The 24885-nt window shown below is 70.7% G+C and carries 19 protein-coding genes and 1 pseudogene; 10 read left to right on the plus strand and 10 right to left on the minus strand.

The window, feature by feature from the left end; translation table 11 throughout:
- Positions 1 to 435 (plus strand): annotated as a pseudogene (locus tag CLV67_RS39285) (SPFH domain-containing protein); the annotation flags it as partial.
- Between the two features lie 103 nt (positions 436 to 538).
- Here CLV67_RS39285 and CLV67_RS39290 read toward each other — a convergent pair.
- The gene (locus CLV67_RS39290) at positions 539 to 1534 is read right to left on the minus strand and encodes a hydroxyacid dehydrogenase (RefSeq protein WP_106328245.1); all 996 of its coding nucleotides are present in this window, start codon (positions 1532 to 1534) and stop codon (positions 539 to 541) included.
- 174 nt (positions 1535 to 1708) lie between these two features.
- On the opposite strand from CLV67_RS39290, the gene CLV67_RS39295 reads away from it, so the two are divergent.
- From CLV67_RS39295 to CLV67_RS39310, 4 genes are all read left to right on the plus strand, one after another.
- On the plus strand, positions 1709 to 2689 hold the full coding sequence (locus CLV67_RS39295; protein ID WP_239166102.1) for an ABC transporter permease: 981 nt from the start codon (positions 1709 to 1711) through the stop codon (positions 2687 to 2689).
- On the plus strand, positions 2686 to 3570 hold the full coding sequence (locus tag CLV67_RS39300; protein WP_106327940.1) for a carbohydrate ABC transporter permease: 885 nt from the start codon (positions 2686 to 2688) through the stop codon (positions 3568 to 3570). Before CLV67_RS39295 ends, CLV67_RS39300 begins: the two co-directional genes overlap by 4 nt.
- A gap of 12 nt (positions 3571 to 3582) precedes the next feature.
- Entirely contained in the window at positions 3583 to 5208 is a 1626-nt protein-coding gene (locus tag CLV67_RS39305; RefSeq protein ID WP_106327942.1) for an extracellular solute-binding protein, read from the plus strand.
- Positions 5209 to 5284: 76 nt separating this feature from the next.
- Positions 5285 to 5923 carry a hypothetical protein gene (locus tag CLV67_RS39310; RefSeq protein WP_203736925.1) on the plus strand — a complete coding sequence of 213 codons (639 nt, stop codon included), beginning with the start codon at positions 5285 to 5287 and terminating at the stop codon, positions 5921 to 5923.
- Between the two features lie 16 nt (positions 5924 to 5939).
- Here CLV67_RS39310 and CLV67_RS39315 read toward each other — a convergent pair whose 3' ends face one another.
- Both CLV67_RS39315 and CLV67_RS39320 read right to left on the minus strand, forming a co-directional pair.
- A complete protein-coding gene (locus CLV67_RS39315) occupies positions 5940 to 6395 on the minus strand; it encodes a hypothetical protein (RefSeq protein ID WP_106328249.1) in 456 nt (151 codons plus the stop codon).
- A gap of 147 nt (positions 6396 to 6542) precedes the next feature.
- The gene (locus CLV67_RS39320; RefSeq protein WP_106327947.1) at positions 6543 to 8870 is read right to left on the minus strand and encodes a M4 family metallopeptidase; all 2328 of its coding nucleotides are present in this window, start codon (positions 8868 to 8870) and stop codon (positions 6543 to 6545) included.
- 183 nt (positions 8871 to 9053) lie between these two features.
- On the opposite strand from CLV67_RS39320, the gene CLV67_RS39325 reads away from it, so the two are divergent.
- A complete protein-coding gene (locus CLV67_RS39325) occupies positions 9054 to 9929 on the plus strand; it encodes a S41 family peptidase (RefSeq protein WP_170154175.1) in 876 nt (291 codons plus the stop codon).
- Between the two features lie 13 nt (positions 9930 to 9942).
- Here CLV67_RS39325 and CLV67_RS39330 read toward each other — a convergent pair whose 3' ends face one another.
- From CLV67_RS39330 to CLV67_RS39345, 4 genes are read right to left on the minus strand one after another with little or no spacing between them, the layout of a single operon-like run.
- Positions 9943 to 10434, minus strand: a complete 492-nt coding sequence (locus CLV67_RS39330) for an SRPBCC family protein (protein WP_106327951.1) — start codon at positions 10432 to 10434, stop codon at positions 9943 to 9945.
- Positions 10435 to 10463: 29 nt separating this feature from the next.
- A complete protein-coding gene (locus CLV67_RS39335; RefSeq protein WP_106327953.1) occupies positions 10464 to 10979 on the minus strand; it encodes a hypothetical protein in 516 nt (171 codons plus the stop codon).
- Positions 10976 to 12067 carry a LacI family DNA-binding transcriptional regulator gene (locus tag CLV67_RS39340; RefSeq protein ID WP_106327955.1) on the minus strand — a complete coding sequence of 364 codons (1092 nt, stop codon included), beginning with the start codon at positions 12065 to 12067 and terminating at the stop codon, positions 10976 to 10978. Before CLV67_RS39340 ends, CLV67_RS39335 begins: the two co-directional genes overlap by 4 nt.
- Positions 12068 to 12102: 35 nt before the next feature.
- The gene (locus CLV67_RS39345; protein ID WP_106327957.1) at positions 12103 to 13866 is read right to left on the minus strand and encodes a DUF2264 domain-containing protein; all 1764 of its coding nucleotides are present in this window, start codon (positions 13864 to 13866) and stop codon (positions 12103 to 12105) included.
- 76 nt (positions 13867 to 13942) lie between these two features.
- Here CLV67_RS39345 and CLV67_RS39350 point away from each other — a divergent pair, with 76 nt between their 5' ends.
- Positions 13943 to 16681 carry an exo-rhamnogalacturonan lyase family protein gene (locus tag CLV67_RS39350; RefSeq protein WP_203736926.1) on the plus strand — a complete coding sequence of 913 codons (2739 nt, stop codon included), beginning with the start codon at positions 13943 to 13945 and terminating at the stop codon, positions 16679 to 16681.
- 159 nt (positions 16682 to 16840) lie between these two features.
- Positions 16841 to 18634: an RNA polymerase sigma factor gene (locus CLV67_RS39355; RefSeq protein WP_106327959.1), complete on the plus strand. Its 1794-nt coding sequence runs from the start codon at positions 16841 to 16843 to the stop codon at positions 18632 to 18634.
- A 45-nt stretch (positions 18635 to 18679) separates the two neighbouring features.
- Here CLV67_RS39355 and CLV67_RS39360 read toward each other — a convergent pair whose 3' ends face one another.
- Complete coding sequence (locus CLV67_RS39360) at positions 18680 to 21523, minus strand: PLL family lectin (protein ID WP_106327961.1); 2844 nt, start codon at positions 21521 to 21523, stop codon at positions 18680 to 18682.
- 424 nt (positions 21524 to 21947) lie between these two features.
- Here CLV67_RS39360 and CLV67_RS52275 point away from each other — a divergent pair, with 424 nt between their 5' ends.
- On the plus strand, positions 21948 to 22247 hold the full coding sequence (locus tag CLV67_RS52275) for a hypothetical protein (RefSeq protein ID WP_170154176.1): 300 nt from the start codon (positions 21948 to 21950) through the stop codon (positions 22245 to 22247).
- A gap of 21 nt (positions 22248 to 22268) precedes the next feature.
- Here the strand turns inward: CLV67_RS52275 and CLV67_RS39370 are convergent, their stop codons facing one another.
- The gene (locus tag CLV67_RS39370; RefSeq protein WP_106327965.1) at positions 22269 to 22931 is read right to left on the minus strand and encodes a TetR/AcrR family transcriptional regulator; all 663 of its coding nucleotides are present in this window, start codon (positions 22929 to 22931) and stop codon (positions 22269 to 22271) included.
- Positions 22932 to 23036: 105 nt separating this feature from the next.
- On the opposite strand from CLV67_RS39370, the gene CLV67_RS39375 reads away from it, so the two are divergent.
- The gene (locus CLV67_RS39375; RefSeq protein ID WP_106327967.1) at positions 23037 to 23933 is read left to right on the plus strand and encodes an SDR family NAD(P)-dependent oxidoreductase; all 897 of its coding nucleotides are present in this window, start codon (positions 23037 to 23039) and stop codon (positions 23931 to 23933) included.
- Between the two features lie 151 nt (positions 23934 to 24084).
- Here the strand turns inward: CLV67_RS39375 and CLV67_RS39380 are convergent, their stop codons facing one another.
- Positions 24085 to 24837, minus strand: a complete 753-nt coding sequence (locus CLV67_RS39380; RefSeq protein WP_146169472.1) for an alpha/beta hydrolase — start codon at positions 24835 to 24837, stop codon at positions 24085 to 24087.
- Between the last annotated feature and the right edge of the window lie 48 nt (positions 24838 to 24885).

The raw sequence follows: 24885 nt of genomic DNA on the forward strand, positions 1-24885 counted from the left end.
GCCCGGATCCTGCAGGCCGAGGGACAGGCCAAGGCGATCCGCACCGTCTTCGACGCGATCCACCAGGCCAACCCGTCACAGAAGGTGCTCGCCTACCAGTACCTGCAGTCGCTGCCGCAGATTGCCAACGGCACCGCCAACAAGGTGTGGATCGTCCCCACCGAGCTGACCAAGGCTCTCGAGGGTCTCGGCGGCGCACTGGGCGGCCTGGCCGGCATGGTCGGCGACGAGCCCGCGGCCGGCCTGAACGCGCAGGCCGTCGAACGGGAGGCCACCGAGGCGGCCCGGGCCGCGGCGGCAGAGGCCCAGAAAGTCGACGCCGAGGTACGCGCGGCCGAAGCCGAGGTCTCCGGATCTGCCGCCGAGCAGCCCGGCGGCCTGCCCGCCCCCGAGGCGACGCGGGGTCTGCCCGGCGCGGAGCCGAGCCGGGCCTGACAGCCGTGACTCCCGTGCCGAGGTCTGGCAGCTCCAGAATGAAGACGGATCCCCGGAGCGGCGCGCCGGGGATCCGGATCGGGCCGGTCCGGCCCGGTGGTCATCAGGCGATCCATGCCAGGTGGTCGAGGTGGATGCGGCCGTGCAGGGGGTCGCCGCGTAGCAGGCGGGCTATCTCGGCTGTCGCGAACTCGCCGAGGCGGCGCACCTCGCGGCCCTCGGCGCCGGCCAGGTGCGGGGTGATGAAGACGTTGTCGAGGGCGAACAGCGGGTGGCCGGCCGGCAGGGGCTCGGGATCGGTGACGTCGAGCAGGGCGGCGATGCGGCCGGTGGCGCACTCGGCGACGAGCGCCGCGGTGTCGATCAGCGACCCGCGGGCGGTGTTGACGACCACGGCGCCGTCCGGCAGCAGGGACAGCCGGCGGGTGTCGAGCAGGTGGCGGGTCTCGGGCAGGGCGGGGGCGTGCAGGCTCAGCAGGTCGCTGCGCTCGCACAGGGTGTCGAGATCGCGCAGCTCGGCGCCGAGGGCGCGGGCCTGGCTCGCGGTGACGTGCGGGTCGGCGAGCAGGACCGTGACGTCGAGGTCGCGGAGGCGTTCCAGGACGAGGCGGCCGATGCGGGACGCGCCGACGATGCCGACAGTGGAACCGAGCAGGCCGGGGCCGGCGGCGGGAGGCCAGCCACCGCCAGCGTAGCGGCGGGCCCGGGTGAACGCCGCTTTGGCGCCGAAGGTCAGGGCGGCCATCGTGAACTCGGCGACCGGCAGGGCGTTGGCCTGCGCGGCGGAGGTGACGACGATGCCGCGCTCGAAGACGGCCTCGTCGACGAGGCGTTTCACGGTTCCGGCGGCGTGGACGACGGCCCGCAGCCGGGGTGCGGCGGCGAGCACGTCCCGGTCGATGCGGGGCGCTCCCCAGCCGCTGATCAGGATCTCGACCCCGGCCAGCGCGGTACGGGCGGCAGGCGACCCGAACTCGGTGAGGCTCGCCAGCGGGTCGAGCCGGACGAGGCGGCACAGCCGGTCGAGGACGGGGACGGGGAACGCCTCCTGACGCGCCCGGTCGGAGAGCGCGAAGACCGCGGCGGGTCGGTGGGGCACGTCGGGCACCTCCAGATGTTTAAACGTTTTCTATCACAGCCCGCTAATTCCTCCCAGCCGGGTGCGACAGGGCAGCAAGTGGTCTACCTCCACTCTTGACCATCGATTGAAAGCGTTTTATCTTCGGTCCACCTTGTTTCACCGAGGTTAAAGATCACGAGAGGTGAGGCCCGGATGGTCATGACCCGGGTCCGCGAGAGCGGCGGCATCCCCACCACCAGCGCGAGCGAGCCCGGCGCCACACCACCGGCCCGACCAGGCCGGCGCCTGCGCGCCGACCTGGTCCTGTTACTGCTGCTGCTCCCCGGACTGCTCTACTTCCTGGTGTTCCACTACGGAGCACTGTTCGGCAACGTGCTCGCGTTTCAGGACTACGTGCCGTTCCTCGGCGTCCGCGACAGCGCGTGGGTGGGGTTCGCACACTTCGAGCGGATGTTCACCGACCCGCTGTTCTGGAGCGCGGTCGCGAACACCGTACTCATCGCCCTGTTGCAATTGATCTTCTTCTTCCCGGCGCCGCTCGCACTGGCCCTGCTGCTGCACAGCATCGTCGGCGACACCATCCGCAAGTTCGTGCAGAGCGTGGTCTACCTGCCGCACTTCCTGTCCTGGGTGATCGTCATCGCGCTGTTCCAGCACATGCTCGGCGGCGCCGGTGTGGTCAACGGGTGGCTCGCCGACCTGGGCGTCGGCGGCATCGAGATCATCGGCAACCCGGACGCCTACAAGCCGCTCGTGGTCGCGCAGGTGATCTGGAAGGAGTGCGGCTGGGCCACGATCATCTTCCTGGCCGCACTGGCCAACATCGACGAGCAGATGTACGAGGCAGCCGCGCTCGACGGCGCGTCCTGGTGGCGACGGCTGTGGCACGTCACGCTGCCCGCGATCCGCCCGGTGATCATCCTGTTGCTGGTGCTGCGGCTCGGCGAGTTCCTGTCGATCGGCTTCGAGCAGTTCTTCCTGCAACGCCAGTCGGTCGGCGCCGAGGCAGGCGAGGTGCTGGACACCTTCGTCTACTACACCGGCTTCGCCTCCGGCGACTTCGGCTACGCGGCCGCCGTCGGCCTTTTCAAGGGCGTCATCGGCGTTGCTCTCATCTATGCGGCCAACCGGGTCGCGCACCGGTTCGGCGAGCAGGGGATCTACCGATCATGAGCAGGTTCGCCTACCCGGCCTGGCAGGGCCGGCCGAGCTTCGCCGTCCGTACCGCCAAGGTCGTCGCCCTTGCCGTGATCGTCGCTCTGGTGATCTTTCCGCTGTGGGCGGTGGTGTCGACCAGCCTCGCCGACCCGCAGGAGGTGATCGACAACGGCGGCTGGGTGATCTGGCCCTCGCGGTTCGACGTCGGCGCCTACCGCGAGATCCTCGACGGCGGCATCGTCACCCGGGCGCTGCTGGTCAGCGCAGGCATCACCACGGTCGGCACCGCCCTGAGCCTGACCTGCACGATCGGCCTGGCCTACGCCCTTTCCAGGCCACGGCTGTACGGGGGAAAGCCGATCCTTCTGCTCGTGTTGTTCACGTTCCTGTTCCCGCCGGGCATGGTTCCGTTGTTCCTGGTCGTCAACGGGGTGGGCCTGTTCGACCAGTACGCGGCCCTGATCCTGCCCTTCCTGATCAACGTGTTCAACCTGGTCGTGATGCGCGGCTTCTTCCAGTCCATCCCGGAGGAACTGCTCGAGGCGGCCCGGCTCGACGGCGCCGGCGAGTTCGCGATGCTGCGCCGCATCGTGCTGCCGCTGTCGAAGGCGGTGATCGCCGTGGTCGGCCTGTTCTACGCGGTCGCGTACTGGAACCGCTTCTTCGAGGCGATCATCTACTTCAACGATCAGACGAAGTGGCCGATCGGCACCGTCCTTCGCCAGTACGTCACCGGCGGCGCCGCGCTCGCCGAGGGCGGCGAGGGCACCGTCTCCTCCCCTCAGTCGATCCAGATGGCCGTCGTCGTGCTGGCGACCCTGCCGATCGTGTGCGTCTACCCGTTCCTGCAGCGCTACTTCGTCAAGGGTGTCCTGACCGGAGCCCTCAAATCCTGAAAGGCCACATCAGTGAAGCGACGCTCCTTGATTGCCGCCGCGGGTGCGGTCGCCGCGGCGCCGGCCCTGGCCTCATGCAGCAGTGGCGGCTCGAAGACCGGCAACGTCGGCAACGCGGGCAAGGACCTGGCCCCCTGGCCGACCTACGTCCCGTTCGACGGGCCACAGCCGGACGCTCCCGGCGACGACAGCGTGGGAATCCAGCCGCTCTACCTCAACTATCCGGCCCAGCTCGCCCAGGCGGTCGCCGAGGCGCCCGGGGACGGCTCCGAGGTGACCGCGTTGGTCGTCAGCTACGAAGCGCCGCCGAAACCCCTGGCCGAGAACAGCTTCTGGCAGGAGATCGACAAGGCGCTCAACATCAAGCTGAACGTGATCGTGGTGCCCGACCCCGAGTACGCGCAGAAGATGACCACGCTGATGGCCTCCGGCGGCGACCTGCCCGACATCGTCATGTTCACCAACCTCAACCTGCCGCGGCGGGCCGAGTTCATCCAGCGTGGCTGCGCCGACATCTCCGACCTGGTCGGCGGCGACGCGGTCAAGCAGTACCCGGGCATCGCCAACATCCCCACGTACGCCTGGCAGGGCATGGGCCGCATCGGCGGGCGCATCTACGGCGTACCGCTGGAACGCCCCATGCCGGCCAACAGCATGTTCGTCAACCGCACCCGCCTCGACGAGGTGAAGGCGCCCCTGGACTGGAACCACGATCAGTACCTGTCCGCGATGCGCGACCTGAGCACCGGCCGCCGGTGGGGTACCGGCTGGTACAAGACCCTCTTCGGCGGGCTCAGCGGCATCACGTACCACGCGCTGTCGGCCGGCGCGCCGAACGGCTGGGCGGTGCAGGGCGGCGCGTTCGTCCACACCTCGACGACCCCGCAGTTCGAGCAGGCCCTCACTGTGATGCGCGAGCTGACCAGCGCGGCCACCCACTATCCGGACAGCCTCACCGCGAGCTCGACGGACATGCAGAACAATTTCTACAACGGTACGGTCGCCAGCCTGCCCAACGGTTTCGGTGCGCTCGCGCTGTCCAACCTGCTCAAGATCGGTGACCGGTTCCAGCTCGGTCTGGCCCGGCCGTACTCCCCGCAGGCCACGACCTGGCGCAGCACCGGCACGTTCGGGTTCGCCACCTTCAAGAAGGCCGCGCCGGAACGCCTGAAGATGCTGCTCCGCGTCGTCAACCACCTCAGCTCCCCCTTCGGCACCCGGGAGTACGAGCTGATCAACTATGGGATCGAAGGCCGGCACTTCACCAAGGAGAACGGCGTCGTCACCACCACCGACCTGTACAAGTCGGAGAACAGCTCGATCCTGCCGATCCGCTACATCGGCACCGCGCCGACCGTGCTGCACCTGCCCGGCTTCGCCGGGGTCGCCCGGGCCGCCCACGACTGGGAGAAGGCCGTGATGCCGAAGAGCCTCGCCAACCCGCAGACCGGCCTGCAGTCGGCGACCCAGTCGTCCAAGGGCGCCCAGCTCGACCAGATCCTCGGCGACGGGATCGCGGCGATCACGTTCGGCCGCAAGCCCGTCTCGTCGTGGAAGGAGACGGTCGCCCAGTGGAAGGCGGCCGGCGGCGACCAGCTCGCGGAGGAACTCGCCAAGGAGTACCAGACTGCCTCCTGAAGCCTTTCGCCCCGTTCCGGCGCCGCGGGCCGACGCCGGACCCTAACCTCGGGAGTCGGGCACTCCGGGGGGAATCATGCGTCGTGCGGTGCGATACGAGTCGGCCGGTCGGACGGTCGACGAGCCGGTGACCAAACTCGGCGGCGATCCGGTCTGGCTCCAGGAGCCGCAGTGGCCGCTGTCCCGCTCGCGTGACCGGCCGATGCCGTTCATCGGGCAGTTCCGCCTCGACGACGGCACCGGCGAGATCCGCCTGGCCTACGTCTTCATGTCCGACGAGAACATCTTCGACCTGGAGGACGAGGAGGCCGCCGGGGAGGACAAGGAGGACGAGGAGGACGAGGACCGGGATGACGAGGCGGACGACAACTCGGTCGACGGCACTTTCGAGCCGGAGGGCGGCGAGAACGCCGTCATCATCCAGCCGGGCGGGCGCGTGCCCTCGTTCATCGCCGTGCGGGGACTGCGCGCCAGGCCGTCATTCACCGAGGACCACCTGCCCGTCGACGTCGTGACCGCCGACGGGCAGACGCCGTGGGAGTTCCTCGGGGGCGAACCCCGGTGGCTGCAGAGCCCCGAACCACCGGGCCCCGGCTGGCGGCTGGTCGGGCAGTTGTCCGATGGGCTCGGGCACAACTTCGGCGATGCCGGCATCGCCTACATCTTCGTCTCCCCCGACGGTCTGGAAGGCCGTTTCCTCTGGCAGTGCCACTGACACCGGTACGCGGGCCTCAGCTCACCGGTGTCAGCGGCGCCGTCGAACCGGCGTCGAGGGCCTCGCGGACCTTGTCGGCGGCGTCACGGATCATGGCGCCGTAGTCGTCGGCCGGCAGTGCGCCGAGCGCCCAGCGCGCCTCGGCGAGGTGATGACGCGCGGGCTCCCGGTTGCCGGCGCGCCGGTGGACGTCGGCCAGGTTGAGGTGCAGCGAGGGCAGGAAGGCTCGTGCCCGCCATGTGTCGTCGTACTCGCGGGCGCGCTCGTCGGTGAGGTCGGGGAACGCCTGCAACGCCAGCTGGTCCCAGTGCAGTTCGTCCTCCACCGAGCCCTGCAGGTCGGCGAGGTAGTGGGCGATGGTGCACCGGTGCAGCGCGTCGTCGGCTGTCTCCCACAGGCGTTCCAGGATCGCCCGCGCGCCGGCCCGGTCGCCGCCGACGTTCAACTGCTGCGCCCTGTGGATCTCTTCCATCACCGTGTCGTTCACTTCTCGTCCTCCGCGTCGACGTTCTCGGACGTGATCATGAACGCTCGACCAGGTCGAGGGTCAAGCCGGCGACTTCAGCCAGCGTCTCGACGACGCCCTCGCCGGGGCCGGGGTGCTCGCCGGCGGGTTCTCTCACTTCCACACCTCGGCGGTGGCGGGTGTGCTGCGGCGGCCGTCGCGGTGGATCGTCACGACGGAGACGGTGTACTCCCTGGCCTGGTCGAGTCCGGGAATGATCGTGCTGGTGGTGTCGGCGTCCACCGTGACGGTGGGACCGTCCGGTCCGATGGTGACCTCGTAGCCGCCGATCGAGTCCGGGTGGCCCGGCGCGCGCAGCCACACGACCTGCACCTCGCCGTCGGTCATGTACCCGTAGAGCAGGCGGGTCGGTGCCGGGGGCGGGGCCTGCGTGATGGTCCAGACGAACGTCACCGACGAGGCCGAGCCGTCATCGTCGGTGGCCGTCGCGGTGACCTCGAACGTGCCCTCGGTGGCGGGTGTGCCGACGACCCGGCCGAGGTCGTCGCCGCGCAGCCCGTCCGGCAGGCCGGTGAAGTGCCAGTCGAAGTAGTCACTGTCGGAGGCCTGCAGTTGCAGCTCGACGGTGTCAAAGACCCGATTCTGCTGCGGTCCGGGGTCCTCGATGACGGGCGGGGCATGCACGTCCCAGGTGAAGACGGTCGTGGCACGGTTCCCGTCGGGGTCCGTCACGGTGACGATCGTGACCGACCGGGTGTCCTCGACCGGGGTGCCGGTGATGAGGCCGTCCTCGCTGATGGCGAGGCCCTGCGGCAGGCTCTCGGCCGTGAAGGTCAGCCGCTGACCCTGCGGATCGGTCGCCTCGACCTGCAGGCGCACGGGCTCACCCACCCGGCCGGTCCGGTCGGCGATCTGCGTGATCGTCGGCGACTGCGTGGTCGGCGGCCGCACCGCCTCGACGTGCACGGCGGTCCAGGCGGCGGCGACGGCCGCGTACTCGGTGCCGTCCCTGCCGTACAGGTCCTCGGCGCTGCGCAGGGTGGCGGCGCGCGCGTCGGTGAAGTCCGTGGTCGAGACCATGTAGCGGCTCAGCGCGTGGTACCAGATCGCCCCCGCCCTGTCGCGGCCGATGCCGGTCACCGGTGCCGCGCCGTCGCACGGGGTGGCGTAGCCGAAGGCCGATTTCCCGCTGCCCTCGGCCAGCATGAAGAAGAACTTGTTCGGTACGCCGGACAGGTAGTGCACGCCGCGTATACCGCCGTCCCAGCAGCCGACCGACAGGCCGTCGCGTTCCGGGGCGTCCATGTACCGCAGCGGCCGGCCCTCGCCACCGAAGTCGGCGAGCTCCCCGATCGAATAGTCGGGCGGGTCGACGGGGTTGGCCGCGGCGAACTCGACCAGCGTGCCGAAGATGTCGCTCGTCGCCTCGTTGAGCGCTCCGGACTCGCCCCAGTACTCGAGGTCGGCGGTCGCGCTGGTCACCCCGTGCGACCACTCGTGGGCGACGATGTCCTGCGTGGTCAGCGCCTTGCTCCAGCCGTCGCCGGCGCCGAAGCGCATGCAGAAGCAGGAGTCGCTCCAGCTGGCGTTGCCATCGGAGGACCTGTCGTGGACGACGGCCAGCGCGCCACGGCCGTCGTTCGCGATGCCGTTACGGCTGAACGTGCGCTGGAAGTAGTCCCAGGTCTGCTGCACGCCGTGGTGGACGTCGACGGCGAGCGTGGCCGGGTCGGCGATCGTACCGTCGCCCCAGGTGTTGTCCGCGTCGGTGAAGGCGGCGGTCTGCTCGCGCGGAGGGCTGTCCCGGTTCTCGGCGTTGCGGGTCTCGGAGCCGCCCCGGTCCGGGTCGACGAGTTCGAAGCTTCCGTCGTCGCGGCGGGTGGTGTTCAGCGTGACCGGGCCGGAATGCAGGCCGTGGCCGGAGCCCGCGTGCCCGGCGGTCCGGATGTCGTCGATCCTCCGCCGCACCTTGCCGGTCGAGGCGTCCACGATCGTCTCGACGCCGTCGGCGACGACCCGCCACGCCAGTACGGGCTTGCCGGCGGCCGCGTCGACGACGAGGGCGGCGCCCGGCGCGCCCTTGACGGTCGCGGCCGCCTTCTTCGCGGAGACCGCGGGCTTGGTGGAGAGGTCGATGGTCTTGTCCTGCGCCACCGTGGTGGAGCTCAGGCGTCCGTCGGGCTCCGAGTGCACGACGAAGTCACCGCCGAGCACCTTCAAGCCTCGGTAGGTCCGGTCGAAGCGGACGTGCCGGCTGCCGTCGCGGTCCACCAGCACGTCGCGCACCGCGTACTGCTCGTCCGGGCCGCCCCGCACGACGGCACGGTCGCGCTGGACGACTGATTCCGCTTCGGTGGCGGGCGCGCCGCCACCGGGTGAGGGCGGCACGGCAGCGGCCGCCGTGGTCGTTGTCGTCACCGCGATGCCCGCGGCGAGCATCGCGAGGCCTACCGCGCCTGCGAATGCGCGTCGTCCAGCCATGTGTTCCCCGTTCCCCGTTGTGGATCGACGGGCAACATAGCGGACTTCTTCGATGAAAGCGGCCCCGCACGCGGTCTACTGTGGTCAGCCTCACCGGCTGTCCCGGCGGGGCCGCACCCATGTCTGCCCAGGGCAGAGCGGTTGACGATGACAGCGGCCGAGCCCGCGGCATACGGTTCGATCATGGCGATCGACGAGCGCACCGGCGTCACCGGCTTCACCCACCACCTGACCGGCTGGCTACGCCGGCTGATGCCGCCCGGCCCGCGGCTCGAGCGCCTCACCGCCGATCTCGAGGCCGGTTTCGCCGACCGGCCGGAGCCGCTGACCGCGGACGCCTGCCGTGCTGTCGAGGCTCGCGCGCAGCGGCATGCCCGGCATCTCGAACTGCATTTCGACGCGGACCAGACGGCTGAGCCGGACAGCGAGTCGCGTGGCTGGGACCCGGTCGATCCGGAGCAGGTACGGGCGCGGGCGGCCGGTGTCCGCGAGGTGCGGCGGCTTGCGGACGGCACCTTCGCGCTGACCTTGGACACCCTCGACCCGGTGGAGCATGCGGGCCCGTACCTGAGAAACGCCTTCGATCTTGCCCGTGGTGCCCGTCGTCTGGTGCTGGACCTGCGCGGCAACGGGGGCGGTGACCCGGGGACGGTGGCGCTGGTCGCCGAACATCTGCTCGGTGACGGTGCGCGGGCGTTGTCCGAGGTGATCTACGCGGACCGGCGTCGCCAATGGTGGACTCGTGCCCGTCCCGCCGGCTTCGCGCTGACCCAGGACCTTGCCGTGCTGGTGAGCTCGCGGACCTATTCGTCGGCGGAAGCGCTGGCCTACCACCTGCAGGTGCGGGGCCGGGCCGTGATCGTCGGCGAGACCACCCGGGGCGCCGCCGACCATGTCACGCCGATCCGGCTGACCGGTCAGGTGACGGGCCTGCTGCCGGAGGGCACCGTCATCGACGCCGCCAGCGGCTCGAACTGGGAGGGCTCGGGTGTGCGCCCCGACATCACGTGCACCGCGGAGGAGGCATGGGAGGTGGCCCTGGCCCGCCCGGTGCCGTGATGCCGGGGCGCTGTCACACCGGTGCGTTGCGGACGTCTGTTCCGTGCTCGGCGTACGCCTTGAAGTCCTTCATGTGCTGCAGCGACTGCTTGCGGAAGGTGCCCGGCATCAAGAGCCCCACCAGCCGCATCATCACGCCGCTGAAGCGGTACTCGTTCTCGCTCTCCCACAGGGTCGTCTGGGGGCCGGCTTCGGTCAGGCGCTCGCGGGCGGCATTCCACATGCCCTGGCCGACGATCTCGCGTTCGAAGTGAACGACGGTGCCGCTCGGGATCTCGTGCAGGTCCACCGGTTCGCGGCGGGTGACGGTCTCGGTGGCCTCGAACTTCTGGCCGCCCATCTCCAGCACGACCCGCGACTTCGTGCCGGCGTGCCCGTGCGGGCCCTCGATCGGCTCGTGCACCACCAGGCCCCGCAACCAGAACGGGAGATGTGCCGGGTCCGCCAGCAGCTGGGCCACCCGCTCCCTCGGCTGGGCGATCTCGAGCGAGACGGTGTACTTCACGGTGGCGCGCTCCCGGCGAGGTCAGGCGGTCAGTGGCGACCAGCGTAGAGGTAGACCGTGACCGTCGCGGGGGTGTCGAGGTCGAACAGCACCTGGCGCCGGGTGCCGTCGGCCGTGGGCAGGTCCTCGTCGATGCCGGCGACGGTCGTGGCGGAACCGGGATCCCAGAGGTTGCCCTGGCCCACGTCGTGGCTCTTGTCCACCGCCCGGAGTCCGGGAGTGAGGGGTGCGGTGAACTTCGACGCGGTGACGAACGGGTCGAGTTCGGAGCGTGGCATGCGGAACTTCGCCGACAGCCTGGTCTCCAGCCCGTTGCTGTAGACGGCGGAGAGCAGCACGGTTCCGGGTGGCAGGGTGACGTGCGCGACGGCCTCCACCTGCGATGCGCTGGCCACGTCGGGGCCGGATTGCACCCGGAGTGCGTCCTCGTCGTCGGCGGATGCCACGCCGAGGGCGATCAGGGACAGGATCAGACTCAGGCCCGCGAAGATCAATGCGGCGGTGCCGCGCCGGTTCCGCTGCGCTGCCGCAGGTGCGTCGATCATCCCTGGACGATAGAGCGGTGCCCCTGACGGCGGCGGACCGCGGGGCGCACCGAGTCGCGGACCACGATGTGGGTGCCGAGCATGACGTGGCCGGTGGCGGCGGCGCCGCGTTCGAAGGCGAGGCGGGCAGCGGTGCGGCCGAGCTCGTCGTGCGGCACGTGCACGGTGGTCAGGTCGATGTCCTCGGCGGGTGGCAGGTCGTCGTACCCCATCAGGGAGATGTCGTCGGGGACCCGCAGCCCGTGCTCCTTGAGGGCCCGCAGGGCACCGGCGGCGACCAGGTCGTTGGCGGCGAAGACCGCGGTGAAGCCGGGCGGTCCGGCCGCGAGGCGGCGCTTCATGAGGCGGTATCCCTCGGCTCGTTCCATCGTGCCCTCGACCTCGAGTGACGGGTCGTGTGCGACACCGAACGCGGCCAGCGCCTCCCGGTAGCCGGCGATCCGGCCCTCGGAGGTGGTGTAGCCGGCGCGGTGTGCCAGGTACAGGATGCGCTCGTGTCCGGCCGACAGCAGGTGGCTGGTTGCCGCCCGTGCTCCGCCGGTGTTGTCGAACTCGACGCCCACCGACGGTACGCCGGGGCCCAGCGGCGGGCGGCCGCAGAGCACCAGTTGCGAGCCGGCGGCGGCGAGCGCGTGGGCGTACTCGCTCATCCTCGCCTTGTAATCCTCGTCGTCGATGACGTTGCCCACCAGGATCACGGCGTCGGCGCCCTCCTCGCGCATCAGCCGGACCGTGGCCAGCTCGCGGCCCGCATCGCCGCCGGTCGTGCCGATCAGGCAGAGGCGGTCGTGTTTGGCGGCCTCGGCCTGGACGCCTTGGGCGACGTGCGCGTAGTACGGCGAGACGACCGAGTTCAGCACTATCGCGATCGTCTTGCTGGTGGCGCCGGTCAGTGCCCGGGCGTGCGGGTTGGCGACGTAGTCCAGCTCGCGGACCGCGCGCATCACCTTGTTGCGGGTGGCCGGGGCGGGCGGGTAGGTGCCGCCGAGGATCCGGGACACGGTGGCGATGGAGACCCCGGCACGTGCGGCGACGTCGCGGATGGTGACCCGGCGTGCTGCGGGCTCCGGGGCACTGGCCTGGGGCATGGAGGGCTCCGATCGGAGGTCGGGGTGCGGGCAGTTTAACCGGTTACATCATCGGAACCGGCCTCCCGGCCCGCGCCGAGCATGACCAGGGAGACGTAGCGCCGTGTTCCCCCGGGGTGTTCGGCGGTGAGGTACGGCGTGGCCGAACGCGGGCCGAAGGCGTCGGTGCCCTCCCGGTCGTCGACACCCGCGCCGGTGAACCCGGCCAGCCCCGCCATGTGGCTGCGCAGCCCGTCGGGGCGCGACACCGTCGCGGCGGCGCCGGTCACGTCATGGGCGAGGGAGCCACCGGCAAGGGAACCACCTGCGAGGGAACCACCGGCGAGGGCGTAGCCGCCGTCGCGCACCACATGGCCCGCCGGTGCGGTCACCTCGTGAACACGTATCTCGGCCGCGCCCTTGATCGTCGATCGGGTCGTCACCCGGACGTCGCCGTCGACGTAGCGGGAGGCGGCGCCGGGCAGCCGCTCGATGCGGCGACGCTCGGTGGCACGGCCGTCGGGGGCCACCACCACGAGCTGCCCGTCGACCGTTGTGTGTGAGCCCGCCGGCCGGATCTCAGGATCGAGTTGCGGCGCGGTGTGGGTGCTGTAGGCGAAACGGACGTACAGGGGGTCGGACGGCGTCTTGCCGGCACGGTCGCTGCCGTGGTTGATGAGGCGGACGACGCCGTCGGCGCGGGTGCCGTGCAGCAGCCAGCCGGGACCCGGCAGGAACCGGGTGACGTCGGTGGTCTCGATCTCGGCCGGTTCCTCGCGGGCTGTCCAGACGGGGTGGTCGGCGGGCAGCAGGAGGCCGAGAAAGGCTTTCGACGCCCAGTACGGCGACGCAGGCCCCGAGTATGCCTGGACCATCGGTGGGAACGGCCGGTGCCAGCCGGAACTCAGCAAACCGCGGTCGTCGATCGCACCGTGCTCGGTGAAGTGCCGCAGCACGCCGGAGGCGATCCGGCGCGTCCGGCCCGGTGACAGCGGGCTCGCGTCCGCCAGTGCGCCGAGCCACAGCGGCGCGACCGTGGCGAAGCGGTAGATCAGCGACCGGCCCTGGAAGACCGGCCTGCCGTCGGCGGCGAAGAAGTGCTGGTAGCCGTCGAGGAACTCCGACAGCCGGGCCGCATACCGCGCCCCTCGGACGGTGTCGCCGGACATCCGCGCCCACAGGATCGGGTACAGGTGCAGGGCCCAGCCCGCGTAGTAGTCGAAGTTCTGCCCGGGCCCGTCGCTGTACCAGCCCTCGCCGGCGTACCAGTCCTCGATCCGGTTCAGCCCGCCCGGCAGGGGGGAGCCCAGGAACTGCTCGACGACGACCCGGAACAGCACCCAGTTGCTGTCCGGGGTGCGTTTGCCGACGATGCCGGACAGCCAGGTCACGACGCGTTCCTGCACGGCGGGGTCGAGCCGGTCGTAGAGCCACGGCCGGGTCTCGTGCAGGGCGATCGCGATGCTCGCGGCTTCGACGATGGGCTGCGACATGTCGGTCATCTGCGGCCACGCGTACGGATGGCCCGGGTCGGTCCCGGCCGCCAGCCCGGCGGCGTAACGCTCCACCAACGCACCCGGCGCGCTTCCACCGGCGCCGGCGATCCGGAATGCGGCGAGCAGGAACGTCCGGGCGAACCCTTCGAGACCGTCGCTGACCGCTCCGGCACGCGACGGCGGACCGGGCAGCCGGTACTGCGCGTAGCCCTCGGTCGCGTACGGCTCGACCGAGGCGAGCAGGTGGTCGGCGACGGCATCCCAGTGCGCCCGGGTCCAGCCGGTCAGCGGCGAACGGTCACGATCCTCAGGTGGCAGCCGCATGGTTAAAACGTATCCCTCCGTCTTGACACGCTTCAATCTCCCATGTTCCGATCGCAGATCTTAAAACGTTTTACGGATGGAATCCACACGCGTCAGCCCCGACCCGATGGGAACCGTCATGACCCTGTCCCGCCGTACCCTGCTGCGCGGCGCCGCGGCCACCGGCACCGCCGCCTACCTCCTCGACACCACCACCGCCCGGGCCGCCGCCAGGGAGCCCGCCGCGGAAACCAGCCTGACCTGGCTGGAAGGCGCCACACCCCCGGCCCTGGCCGCGGGTGTCACCTTCGGGGTCCCGTGGCCGCGCGGGCAGTTCGCCAAGGACCAGACCTTCGCGCTGACCAGCGCCGACGGCGCGGCCGTTCCCGTGCAGACCTGGCCCACCGGCTACTGGCCGGACGGCACCCTGAAATGGACCGCGCACGCCGTCGGCGCCGAGATCGCACCGGCCGCCGGGTACCGCCTCGCCCCCGGCTCCCCCGCCGCACCGGCCGCCGCCGTCCGCGTCACCGACCGCAAGGACCGCGTCGAGGTGGACACCGGCGTGATCCGCTGCGTCCTGCCGCGTCGCGGCGGTGAGCTGATCTCCGCGGTCAGCCGGGCCGGCAGCGCCGTGGTCCGTGCCGCCGAACTGGTGTGCCTGCGCCGGGACTCCCCCGGCGACGACGAGACCGGCCGGATCGTCACGTCCCGGTTCGGCAGCGCCGTCGAGAAGGTGACCGTCGAGCAGTCCGGGCCGGTCCGCGCGGTCGTCCGCGTCGACGGCAACCACCGTGACCAGCGGCGACGCTGGCTACCGTTCACGATCCGCTTCTACTTCTACGCCGGTTCCGACGGCATCCGCGCCGTCCACTCGTTCGTCTTCGACGGCGACGCGGACTCCGATTTCATCGCGGGGCTGGGGCTCCGCTTCCGGGTGCCGATGAGCGGTGAGCTCCACGACCGGCACATCCGCTTCGCGGGGACCGGCGACGGCATCCTCGGCGAAGCGGTCCGGGGCATCACGGGGTTGCGGCGAGATCCGGGAGCTGCGGTACGGGCGGCGCAGATCGCCGGACAGCTGACGCCACCGACCGGCACCTGGGACACCCGGGTCAGCAGCCGGCTGCAGTACATCCCCGCGTTCGGTGACTACACACTCAGCCAGCTCAGCGCCGACGGTTTCCAGATCAGCAAGCGCACCAGCGCCGGGCACGGCTGGATCGGTGTCGACGCCGGCACCCGGGCGAGCGGCCTCGGCTACGTCGGCGGACCGTCGCAGGGCTGCGCCTTCGGGATGCGCGACTTCTGGCAGCTGCACCCCACGCAGCTCGACATCAGGGGCGCGGCCGGAGCCGAGGCCGAGGTGACCGTCTGGTGGTGGTCGCCGCAGGCCCCGCCTATGGACCTGCGGTTCTACCACGACGGCATGAGCCAGGACTCCTACCCCGAACAGCTCGAGGGCCTGGAGATCACGTACGAGGACTACGAGCCCGGCTTCGGTTCGCCGTACGGCGTGGCCCGTACGACCGAATTGATGATCTGGGCCTTGGACGGCACTCCCCCGGCATCGCGGCTCGCCGAGTTGACCGGCGCGGTCCGCACCCCGCCGCTGCTGATCGCCCCACCCGCCCACCTGCACGCAGCCGGGGTCTTCGGCGACTGGAGTCCCGTCGACCGGTCGACACCGGCCCGCGCCGAGATCGAGGACCGCCTGGACGCGATCTTCGCCTACCACCACGGGCAGGTCGACCAGCGTTCCTGGTACGGGTTCTGGAACTACGGCGACATCATGCACACCTACGACGGCGACCGGCACGTGTGGCGCTACGACGTCGGCGGCTATGCCTGGGACAACTCGGAGCTCTCCACCGACCTGTGGCTCTGGTACCACTACCTGCGCACCGGCAAGGCCGAGGCGTTCCGTTTCGCCGAGGCCATGACCCGGCACACCGGCGAGGTCGACGTCTACCACCTGGGAAGATACCGGGACCTGGGTACGCGCCACGGCGTCCAGCACTGGGCCGACAGCGCCAAGCAGACCCGGATCAGCAACGCCGGCTACCGCCGCTTCCACTACTTCCTGACCGCCGACGAGCGGGTCGGTGACCTGCTGCGCGACCTGTACGACTCCGAACGCACGTTCCTGGTCCTCGACCCCATCCGCAAGATCCGCACGGAGCCGTACACCCCGGATCCGCACGCCCTGGGAATCTCGACCGGCACCGACTGGGGCGCCCTGGCGCTGGCGTGGCTCACCGAGTGGGAGCGCGGCAACGCCGACGCCGGCCGCAAGCTGCTGGCCAGCGCCCGCAGTCTTGCCGCGCTGCCGAACGGGTTCGTGCAGGGCGGCGGCTTCATCGACCTGGACACCGCCACCTTCAACCCCGACGTGGCGAAGGTGTCGGTCGGTTCGCTGCAGGCGGTGTTCGGGCTGGTCGAGGTGTGCAGCGAGATCATCGCCCTGACCGGGGACGCCGAGTTCACCGACGCCTGGCTGCAGTACTGCCGGCTCTACAACGGCACGGCCGCCGAACAGCAGGCCGAGACCGGGGTCGCGTTCGGCAGCCAGAACCTGCGGCAGGCCCATGCCCGGCTCACCGCCTACGCGGCCGTCCGGCTGAACAACGCCACGCTCGCGGCCCGGGCCTGGCAGGAGTTCTACACCGGTCACGCCGGCTATCCGCGCAACCAGAACTGGGCGAGCACCCGCGTGGAGGGCCCGGCCGTGCTCAAGCCGGTCGACGAGACGGGCTTCTCGGCCAACGCGTCCGCGCAGTACGGTCTCGCCGCCATCCAGTGCCTGGCCCTGATCGGCGACAGGCTCCCCGGCTGAGAGAACCCTCGAGGCCGACGGGCAGGTTCTCGGCCTGACCTGCAACACGATGGAGGCGCTGAGGATTCGGCCGGTCGGATGAACCTGGCGTCCGACCGATTGTGATCACTGTCGGTGACCCGGCACCATCGCTGCGACGGGCGGCGGAGGGATGCACCGATGACGGAGACTCGTGCCGGGGAGGAGGCCGCCGACCCCCTTGCCGGGTTGATCCGGCAGCTCGCCGACGGCCCGGCCCGGACGTCGGCTGCCAGGCGGCTCGCCCCGGCCGTCCGGCAGGCGGTCTACCCGCTGTGCCTGCGCCGGCTCGGTACCAGCGAGGCGGCCGAGGAGGCGGTTCAGGAGACCTGGCTTCGCCTGCTCGAACACATCCATCGCCACGGTGCGGAACAACTTCGCATCGACAACCCGGCGGCGTACGTGCGGCGCGTCGCCGACAACGCGTGCACCGACGCGATCCGCGCGGTCGTCCGGCGGCGACGCGAGATCGGGGTGGACGAGCCCGACGCCCTGACGCCGGAACCTCAGGACGACGACGACATCACGCCCGCGTACGGTGCCGGTACGCCCGGACGGCGGGCGGCGGCGCGGTTCGGGTACCGGTCCGGTGAGCTGTTGTCGCAGCTCACCGCGCTCTCCGAGACCGAGCGGACCGTGCTGCTGCTGCGCCAGCAGGGACGCGGCTATCCGGAGATCGCACGGATGCTCGGCGACGAGGACGGTGTCGCCACGGTCCGTACCCAGGGCGAGCGGGCGGTGCAGCATCTGCGCGGACGCATCCACGTCAGGGTGTGGATGCTGGAGCCGCCGGAGGCCTGGACGCCGGTGTCGTGTCCTCGGCTGGCCGAACTGCAGAAAACGGTGCGTGACCTTCTGCTCGCCGGGAGGCCGGTCCCGGTCGCCCGGTACCGCGAGATCGGACGGCACCTCGATCCGGACCCCAACGCGGCCGCCGGTGGACGCAGTCGACTGTGCCCGGTCTGCGCGCAGGAGCGGCGGCGCAACGAGCTGCGGTACTGGTGGCTGCTGGCCGCGCTGCCGGTGCTGGTCGTCCGCGAGTCCCGCCCTCCGGTTCGCCCGGCCGGGCACACGACGTCACTGCCGGCGATCAGGCCGGCCACGGTGTCGCCGCCCGGTCCACGGGCCGTCGCCCGCCGGACCAACCGCCGCCGTGTCGGCACTTCCGCGTCGCTGGTGCTGTTCGTGGCGTTGTTCGGCGGTGTGGCGCTGCTGCGGCCGGAGGACAGCCGTGGTGGCACGACCGAGGGTGCCGCGGCTCCGGCCGTACCGTATTCCGCTTCTGTCGCCCCGGCTTCTGTTGTTCCGGGTGCCGTCGTGCGGCCGACGCCGTCTCAGCCTGGTCGCCCGTCACCGGACACCTCCACCGACGAGGAGGATGGCCGCGATCGCCGGCTCCGGCCCGGCCCGGACGAATCGGAGCCGGTCGAGTCGGAACCCGTGAAGTCCGAGCCGGTCGAGTCGGAACCCGTGAAGTCCGAGCCGGTCGAGTCCGAGCCGGTCGGGCCGGAACCCGTGGAACCGGAACCGGTCGAGCCAGAGCAGGTCGAGCCGGAACCGGTGGAGTCCGAGCCGGTGCCGAGCGAACCACTGCCGCGACCACAGTTCTTCGTGGACGTCGAGGTTCACGCCGAACGAAACCAGACCGGAATGATGGGCTGCACCCCACCGTTCGCCTGCCTGCCGATCCCGGAGCATTGGTGGGGAGTCGAGGCGTACGTCGGCTCGACCCTGATTTCCCAGTGCCGTGGCGAAGGCGACTTCAACTGCCGGTTCGGCGAGTTCGCGCAGGGCACCGAGGTCAGGTTGAAGGCCGTCGGGTCGATTGTCGGGCGCGCCGTCTGGTCCGGCTGCGATCGGCGCGATCCGTGCACCGTCGCTGTGGACGCGCGGCGCACGGCCGGTGTGACCTTCGGTCCGCCGATAATCCGTTGAACCGCCTGCGTCTCGGGGGCTGCGGTCCGCAGCCCCCGAGTCGCGTCATCCCAGTGGCAGCCGGCTGACCGGCGCCCAGGGAACCCAGGCGTCACCCGTCGTCCAGCTCACGGCCGGCACCCCGTCGTTGCCGACGGCGAACAGGTCGAGCTGGGTGCGTCCCTGGTCCGCCGCCGCCAGCCGGGCACGAGGCGGCGCGGTCATTCCGGCGGCGACCGGCACCCACGGCTGCCACCCGTCGTTGCGAAGCCACGTCACGTGTGGTGCGCCGGCCCGGTCCACGGCGAACAGGATGGGCCGGCCACTCCGCGTCGCCGCGGTGATCGGTGCACCGGGCTCGGCCCTGAATCGGGAGTCGGCGGAAACCCGTACCCAAGGTTGCCAGGTCTTTCCTTTGATCCAGGTCATCATCGGCACGCCGTCCTGACCGACGACGAACGCGTTGAGCTGCGCTCCCTGCGTGCCCGTGGTGATCGGCGCTCCCGCCGGAACGGTGAAGCGTGATCCGCCGACGACCGGAACCCACGGCTGCCAGGCGCCCCCCTTGAGCCACGTCATCATCGGCACGCCCTCGTGACCGACGACGAACGCGTTGAGCTGCTGCCCCTGCATGCCCGTGGTGATCGGCGCGCCCGGCGGGGCCGTGAACCGCGACCCACCGACGACCGGAACCCAGGGCTGCCACGTCTTTGCTTTGAGCCAGGTCATCATGGGTACGCCGTCACGCCCGACCACGAACGCGTTCAGCTGCTCACCCTGCATGGCCGTGGCGATCGGCGCACCCGGAGGTGCCGTGAACCGCGACCCACCGACGACCGGCGTCCACGGCCGCCACGCGTTGCCGTGCTGCCAGGTCATCGTGGGCACCCCGTCGCGACCGACCACGAACAGGTCCAGCTGCCCGCCCGCCTGGTGGGCGGCGGTGGGTGTGGCGCCCGGCGACACGCTGAACGGCGTACCGGCCCGCTCGCCCGAGCGTTCGTGGCGCTGCGGCCGGTTCGCGACGGTGAAGTCCAGCACGAGCACCTGGCCGGTGCGCGGGTTGCGGACGGTCACCAGCCCCGTGTGCGCGTCGCTGGTGACGATGTCGCCGGTGGCCAACGCTCCCGGCGCGACGTCCTTCGGCTTCACGAGAGGTTTGTAGTCGATCTGGCGGCCGTCGGTGGTGACGTACCGGCCGCCGGTCATCGCCCGGAACGGGCCCGGGTTGTTGCGCAGCACCAGGTCCACGAACGCGTCGAACGGCATCCGGGTGGCCGGGACCGCCTCGAAGAAGCCGCCGTTGCCGACGCCGCGCGACTCGCAGGCCAGAGCCTCCGACTCGCCGCACCGGTCGATGCGCACGGCCGCGTAGTAGCCGGCCCCACCACCGCGGCACGGCAGATGCGCGTCGACGAACGTCCACCGGTCGACCACCCGGGTGCCGCAGATGTGTCCGCCGGCGGCGGGTACCTCGATGTTCACTCCGCAGGCGAAGTTCGGTTCGACGCACACGTTGGCGCGGTCGTCGTGGTCGCGGACGCCGTCGATCCTTACCACCTCGGCGCGGCTGCCGACCCCGGCCCGCGTCGGGATGAGCAGCGTCGGCACCGCCTTGCCCTTGTCGTCGGGTTTCAGGAGCGCCGACACGGGGTTCTTGTACGCGTGTGGCGTGACCACGCCGCCGGCGCTGATGAGGAACTCCTCGGAGCCGGAGTACACCTCCGCACCGGCATGCCGGAACCGCTGAAAGTATCCGGTGGGGTGCAGGATCAGGTCGGTGATCAGGTCGGGCACCCGGTATCCGGTGAGGGCGGCCGGCACCATGGTGTCGGCTGCGGGCACCGACCATCCGAATGTGTCGCTGCTGCCGACGAGCACCAGATGCCGCCACGTCTGCGGGTCGTGGAGCTTGTCGATGTCGTCGCCGCGCAGCCTGCGGAACGGGACGTTGCGGCGCAGGCCGCGGCTGGAGACCGCGAACTTCGCGGAGGTGTAGTCGAGGACCATCTGCGCGGCCCGCTTCACGTCGTCGTCGGCGGCGAAGTCGTACAGCGTCTGCAACGCGGCCATGGAGTAGTCCTGGTAGGGGCGCGAGTTGTACTCGATGAAGTCGTCGCGCAGCAGCCGCTGCAGGTAGCCGAGCATCCAGTCGCGCATCCCGTTGGCCTTGTTGTCGAAGGCGGCGTCGCCGGGCTGACGGCGCTGCAGCAGCTGGTTGGTGAGGTAGTGCGACGTGCGGGTCAGCAGGATGTGGTTCTCGCTCTCCGGAATGTGCACCTTCGGCCCCACCGGCGGTAGCTTGCAGGACCAGCGGGCCATGCCGTCGTGCGCCTTTCCGCGTACGTGGAGCAGCGGATCTTTCGCCAGCAGGCGTTCGTGGACCTCGCCGTCGAGGTACTGCCCGTAGCGGTAGGCGGCGACGATCAGGCCACGCATCACCACGTCCCACTCGCCGGAGCGTTTACAGACGCCGGGGACCACCTCGAATTCCGTGCCGGGATTGCTGGTGACCTTCATGGCCAGCAGGGTCCGGTTGACCTCGGCGCGCAGCTCGGCTCCGTCGGCCGTCCCTTTGGCGCACTGGTACTTGCCGCCGCGCTGGGCCGCCCGGCGTACCGCCTCCAGTTTGGCGGTGAGGATGTTCGCGAAGCTCTCCTCGCCGTCGCCGTCCGGCGCGATCAGGGGCTCGCAGGCGAATTGCCGGATCACGGCGTCGGACCGGGCCGCGTACCCGGCGCGGGACTCGGCCGTGTTGCGGGGCGCCCTGTCCAACGGGTCGCCTGCCGTCGTGGCCGCCGCCGCGGGGGTCACCGTGGCCGCCGACGTCACGACGAGCATGGCCGTGACGAGCAGGAGGCCGCACCGTTTCAGGCGGTGCGGCAGGGTGGGGCGTGGTTCTCTCGGCATCGCCGGTCTCCTTCGGTAAGGGCTTCCACCGGCGTAGACGGGAGGCCGTCCGGAGAACCGACACGGTCCGGGCAACTACCCCCGTTCGGGTCAACGGCCGCTCGCGCGAATACCGGATCATCGAGGGCCGCGGGTCACTCAAGCGGGCTATCGTGCCGGTGTTCCGGCTGTGAATACACTCGCACCACTCATTTTCATGGGTTTGGCGAATCCGTTCACGAGTAGCAGAGGAATGATTCCCATGAGATTCTTCAACGGTCGGCGTACTGCCATTCTCGCCATGGCGACCCTGCTTTCCGTCACCTCGGTGACCGCCTGGGGGACACCTTCGACGGCAGCGGTCTACCCGCAGATCTGCACGAAGGGGGCACCCAAACCGTGCCGCGACACGGAGATGATCCCGGTGTGCGAGGGAGAGCCCTGCGTGGAGATCGGGAGGCTGTTCTTCAGCACGTCGGGGCGGGTCAACGTGGTATGGAACGGCTCGGCCGACCGGTTCAACATCCGCTGGGCGATCCACAGCGGCGGCCGGGTGTACGAGTTGAACCAGCGGTCCAAGGGCAGCGGTCAGCGGGTGGACAAGCTGAACGTGGGCCCGGCCGCGCGCGCGAACAAATACACGGTCAGCGTCCAGGGGTGCAGGACGCGATTCCTGCGAAGCTCGAAATGCGGCGAATGGGCCGCCGGATGGATCATTCCGGAGACCGGCGAACGCTATTTCTGAACAGGACACCCTGCTCCGCCTTCATCGGGGCAGGGTGCCCACCGTCGTCATGGTGACGGCGAGGTGCAGCGCGCCGTGCAGGTCGGTCTGCAGAACGGCGAGCGATGGTTCGGCCTGGTAGACCGCGAGCACGGTGGCCGGTGGCGGGAGGTAGGCCGACAGCGCCCCGGCCAGGACGAGAACCTGCAGGCAGTACGCCTGTGTACCGTCACCGAGCTCCGGCACGTGCTTGCGGATCAGCGCGGTCATGGCGGCCAGGGCATCCAGCGACTCCCGCTTGTGCCGCGTGACGACCTCGACCGAGACGTTCTGCTCCAGGACGCTGCCCTGCGCCCCGAAGAGGCCGCAGAGCACCGGCCGGTCGGCGAGGGATCGGCTGAGGATGCCGGCCAGCAGTCCGGCCCGCTCGGTGGCGGGCGCCCGCGGATCGATGCCGCCGGCGAGTTCGTCGCCGAGCGCGGACAGCCACTCCCGCAGGAACCGGTCCAGCAGTTCGAGCAGGACCGCCTCGCGCGTCTCGAAATATCGCAGCACATTCGACTTGGCCAGGCCCACCCGGCGGCTCAGCTCGTTGAGGCTGACCTCGGCGACCGGCATCTCGTCGAGCATCGCCGCGGCGGTGTCCAGGATCGCGCGGCGGCGGATCTCCCGCTGCTCCTCGCTTCGCGCCCGTTGGAACGTCACATCCCGCAGCCTACATTACGTACCGCCGGTCTCTTGACAGCAGACCGGCGGTCTCTTAATGTCGAAACCTACAAGAGACCGGCGGTACGTTAAAAGGAGCACGACATGAGCGACAGCTGGAGCGAGCTGAACATCCCCGACCAGCAAGGCCGGGTCGCGGTCGTCACCGGCGCCAACACCGGACTGGGCTTCGAGACCGCCCGGGCACTCGCCGAGCACGGGGCGAGCGTGGTGCTGGCCGTGCGCGACGTGGAGAAGGGCAAGCAGGCCGCCGACCGGATCACCGGCGACGTCACGGTGCAGGAGCTGGACCTGACATCGCTGGACTCGATCCGCACCGCCGCCGCGACGCTGCGCGCCACTCACCCGCGCATCGACCTGCTGATCAACAACGCGGGCGTCATGTACACCCCGAAGCGGACCACCCACGACGGCTTCGAGCTGCAGTTCGGCACGAACCACCTCGGCCACTTCGCACTCACCGGCCTGCTGCTCGACCGGCTCCTGCCGGTGCCCGGCTCCCGGGTGGTGACGGTCAGCAGCACCGGCCACCGCATCCAGGCCGCGATCCACTTCGACGACCTGCAGTGGGAGCGGTCCTACAGCCGGATCGGCGCTTACGGGCAGTCGAAGCTGGCCAACCTCATGTTCACCTACGAGCTGCAGCGGCGGCTCGCGTCACACGGCACCCTCGCCGTGGCCGCACACCCGGGCGTGTCCAACACCGAGCTGGTCCGCAACGCCCCGGCCGCGCTCCGGCTGCCGGTCACCTGGCTCGCACCCCTCATCACCCAGCCCGCCGCGTCGGGGGCACTGCCGACCCTGCGCGCCGCCACCGACCCGGCGGTCCGCGGCGCGCAGTATTACGGACCCGGCGGCCGGGGCGAACTGCGCGGCCATCCGCGGCTCGTCGCCTCCAGCCCGGCCTCCCACGACACCGTGACCCAGAAGCGGCTGTGGTCGGTCTCCGAGGACCTCACCGGCGTGCACTTCCCGATCTGACGGCCACCTGCACCGTTCTCTCAGCCGGGACGTGGGACTCGAGGCCGGCCTCGGAGCGGCCGGGAAGGCGCGGCGGAGCTCGCCTCACGCGACGGCTCCGGCGCGGATGCCGAAGTCGCGGCCGGTGGTGGCGGCGTCGCCGCGCCGCTGGTCAGGGCAGATCGTCGAGCCAGGACCTCATGACGGCGACGCCGTTCGGGTACGGATCTGCCTTCGGCCTGTTGAGGAAACCGTGGGAGCTGTCCCGGATGAAGGTGGAGGTCACCGGGACGCCCTCCCTGTCCAGGCGCTCGGCGTACAGCTCGCTCGATGCCCGGAGCGTGTCCGCTTCCGCGTCGAGGAACAACGTCGGCGGGATGTCGCCCGCCGACGCCGTCGCCGGAGACGCCTCGGGGTCGTCGAGCAACGACGCGTCGCCGACGAAGTTCATCGTGATCCGCCGGTAGACGTCCGCGGTGAACTGCCGCCGGACGCTGGAGGCGTCGATACTGGCCTGCAACGCGGCCGGGATCGGCGGCAGTTCCACGTGGAAGGCCCCGTAGGCGAGGATCAGCCCCGCCGGCCGGTGGCCCGCCGCGCGGATGGTCGCCGAGGCCGACAGGTTCGCTCCGGCGCTCGCACCGCCCAGCACGATCCGGCGCCCCGGATACCGGCCGGCGGTGTCGAGGTAGGCGTCGAGCACGTCGTGGACCGGCACCGGGAAGTTGTTGCGGTGCGGCCGGATGCGGCGCTTCGGCAGCATCAGCGGCAGGAACGACACCTTGCGGTAGTCGACCGCGACCACTGGCCGACCGGTCCGGGCCAGGTCCGTCGCGACCGCGTGCGACTCCGCCATCCGCAGGCTGCCACCGACGTACGCGCCGCCGTGAACCCAGACGACCACCTCAGCATCCGGCCGCTGCACAGCCGGAAGGTACTCGCGGGTGCTCACGGCGCCGTGCCGGCCGCGCAC

The organism is Actinoplanes italicus (assembly GCF_003001815.1).
GTDB classification, from domain to species: domain Bacteria; phylum Actinomycetota; class Actinomycetes; order Mycobacteriales; family Micromonosporaceae; genus Actinoplanes; species Actinoplanes italicus.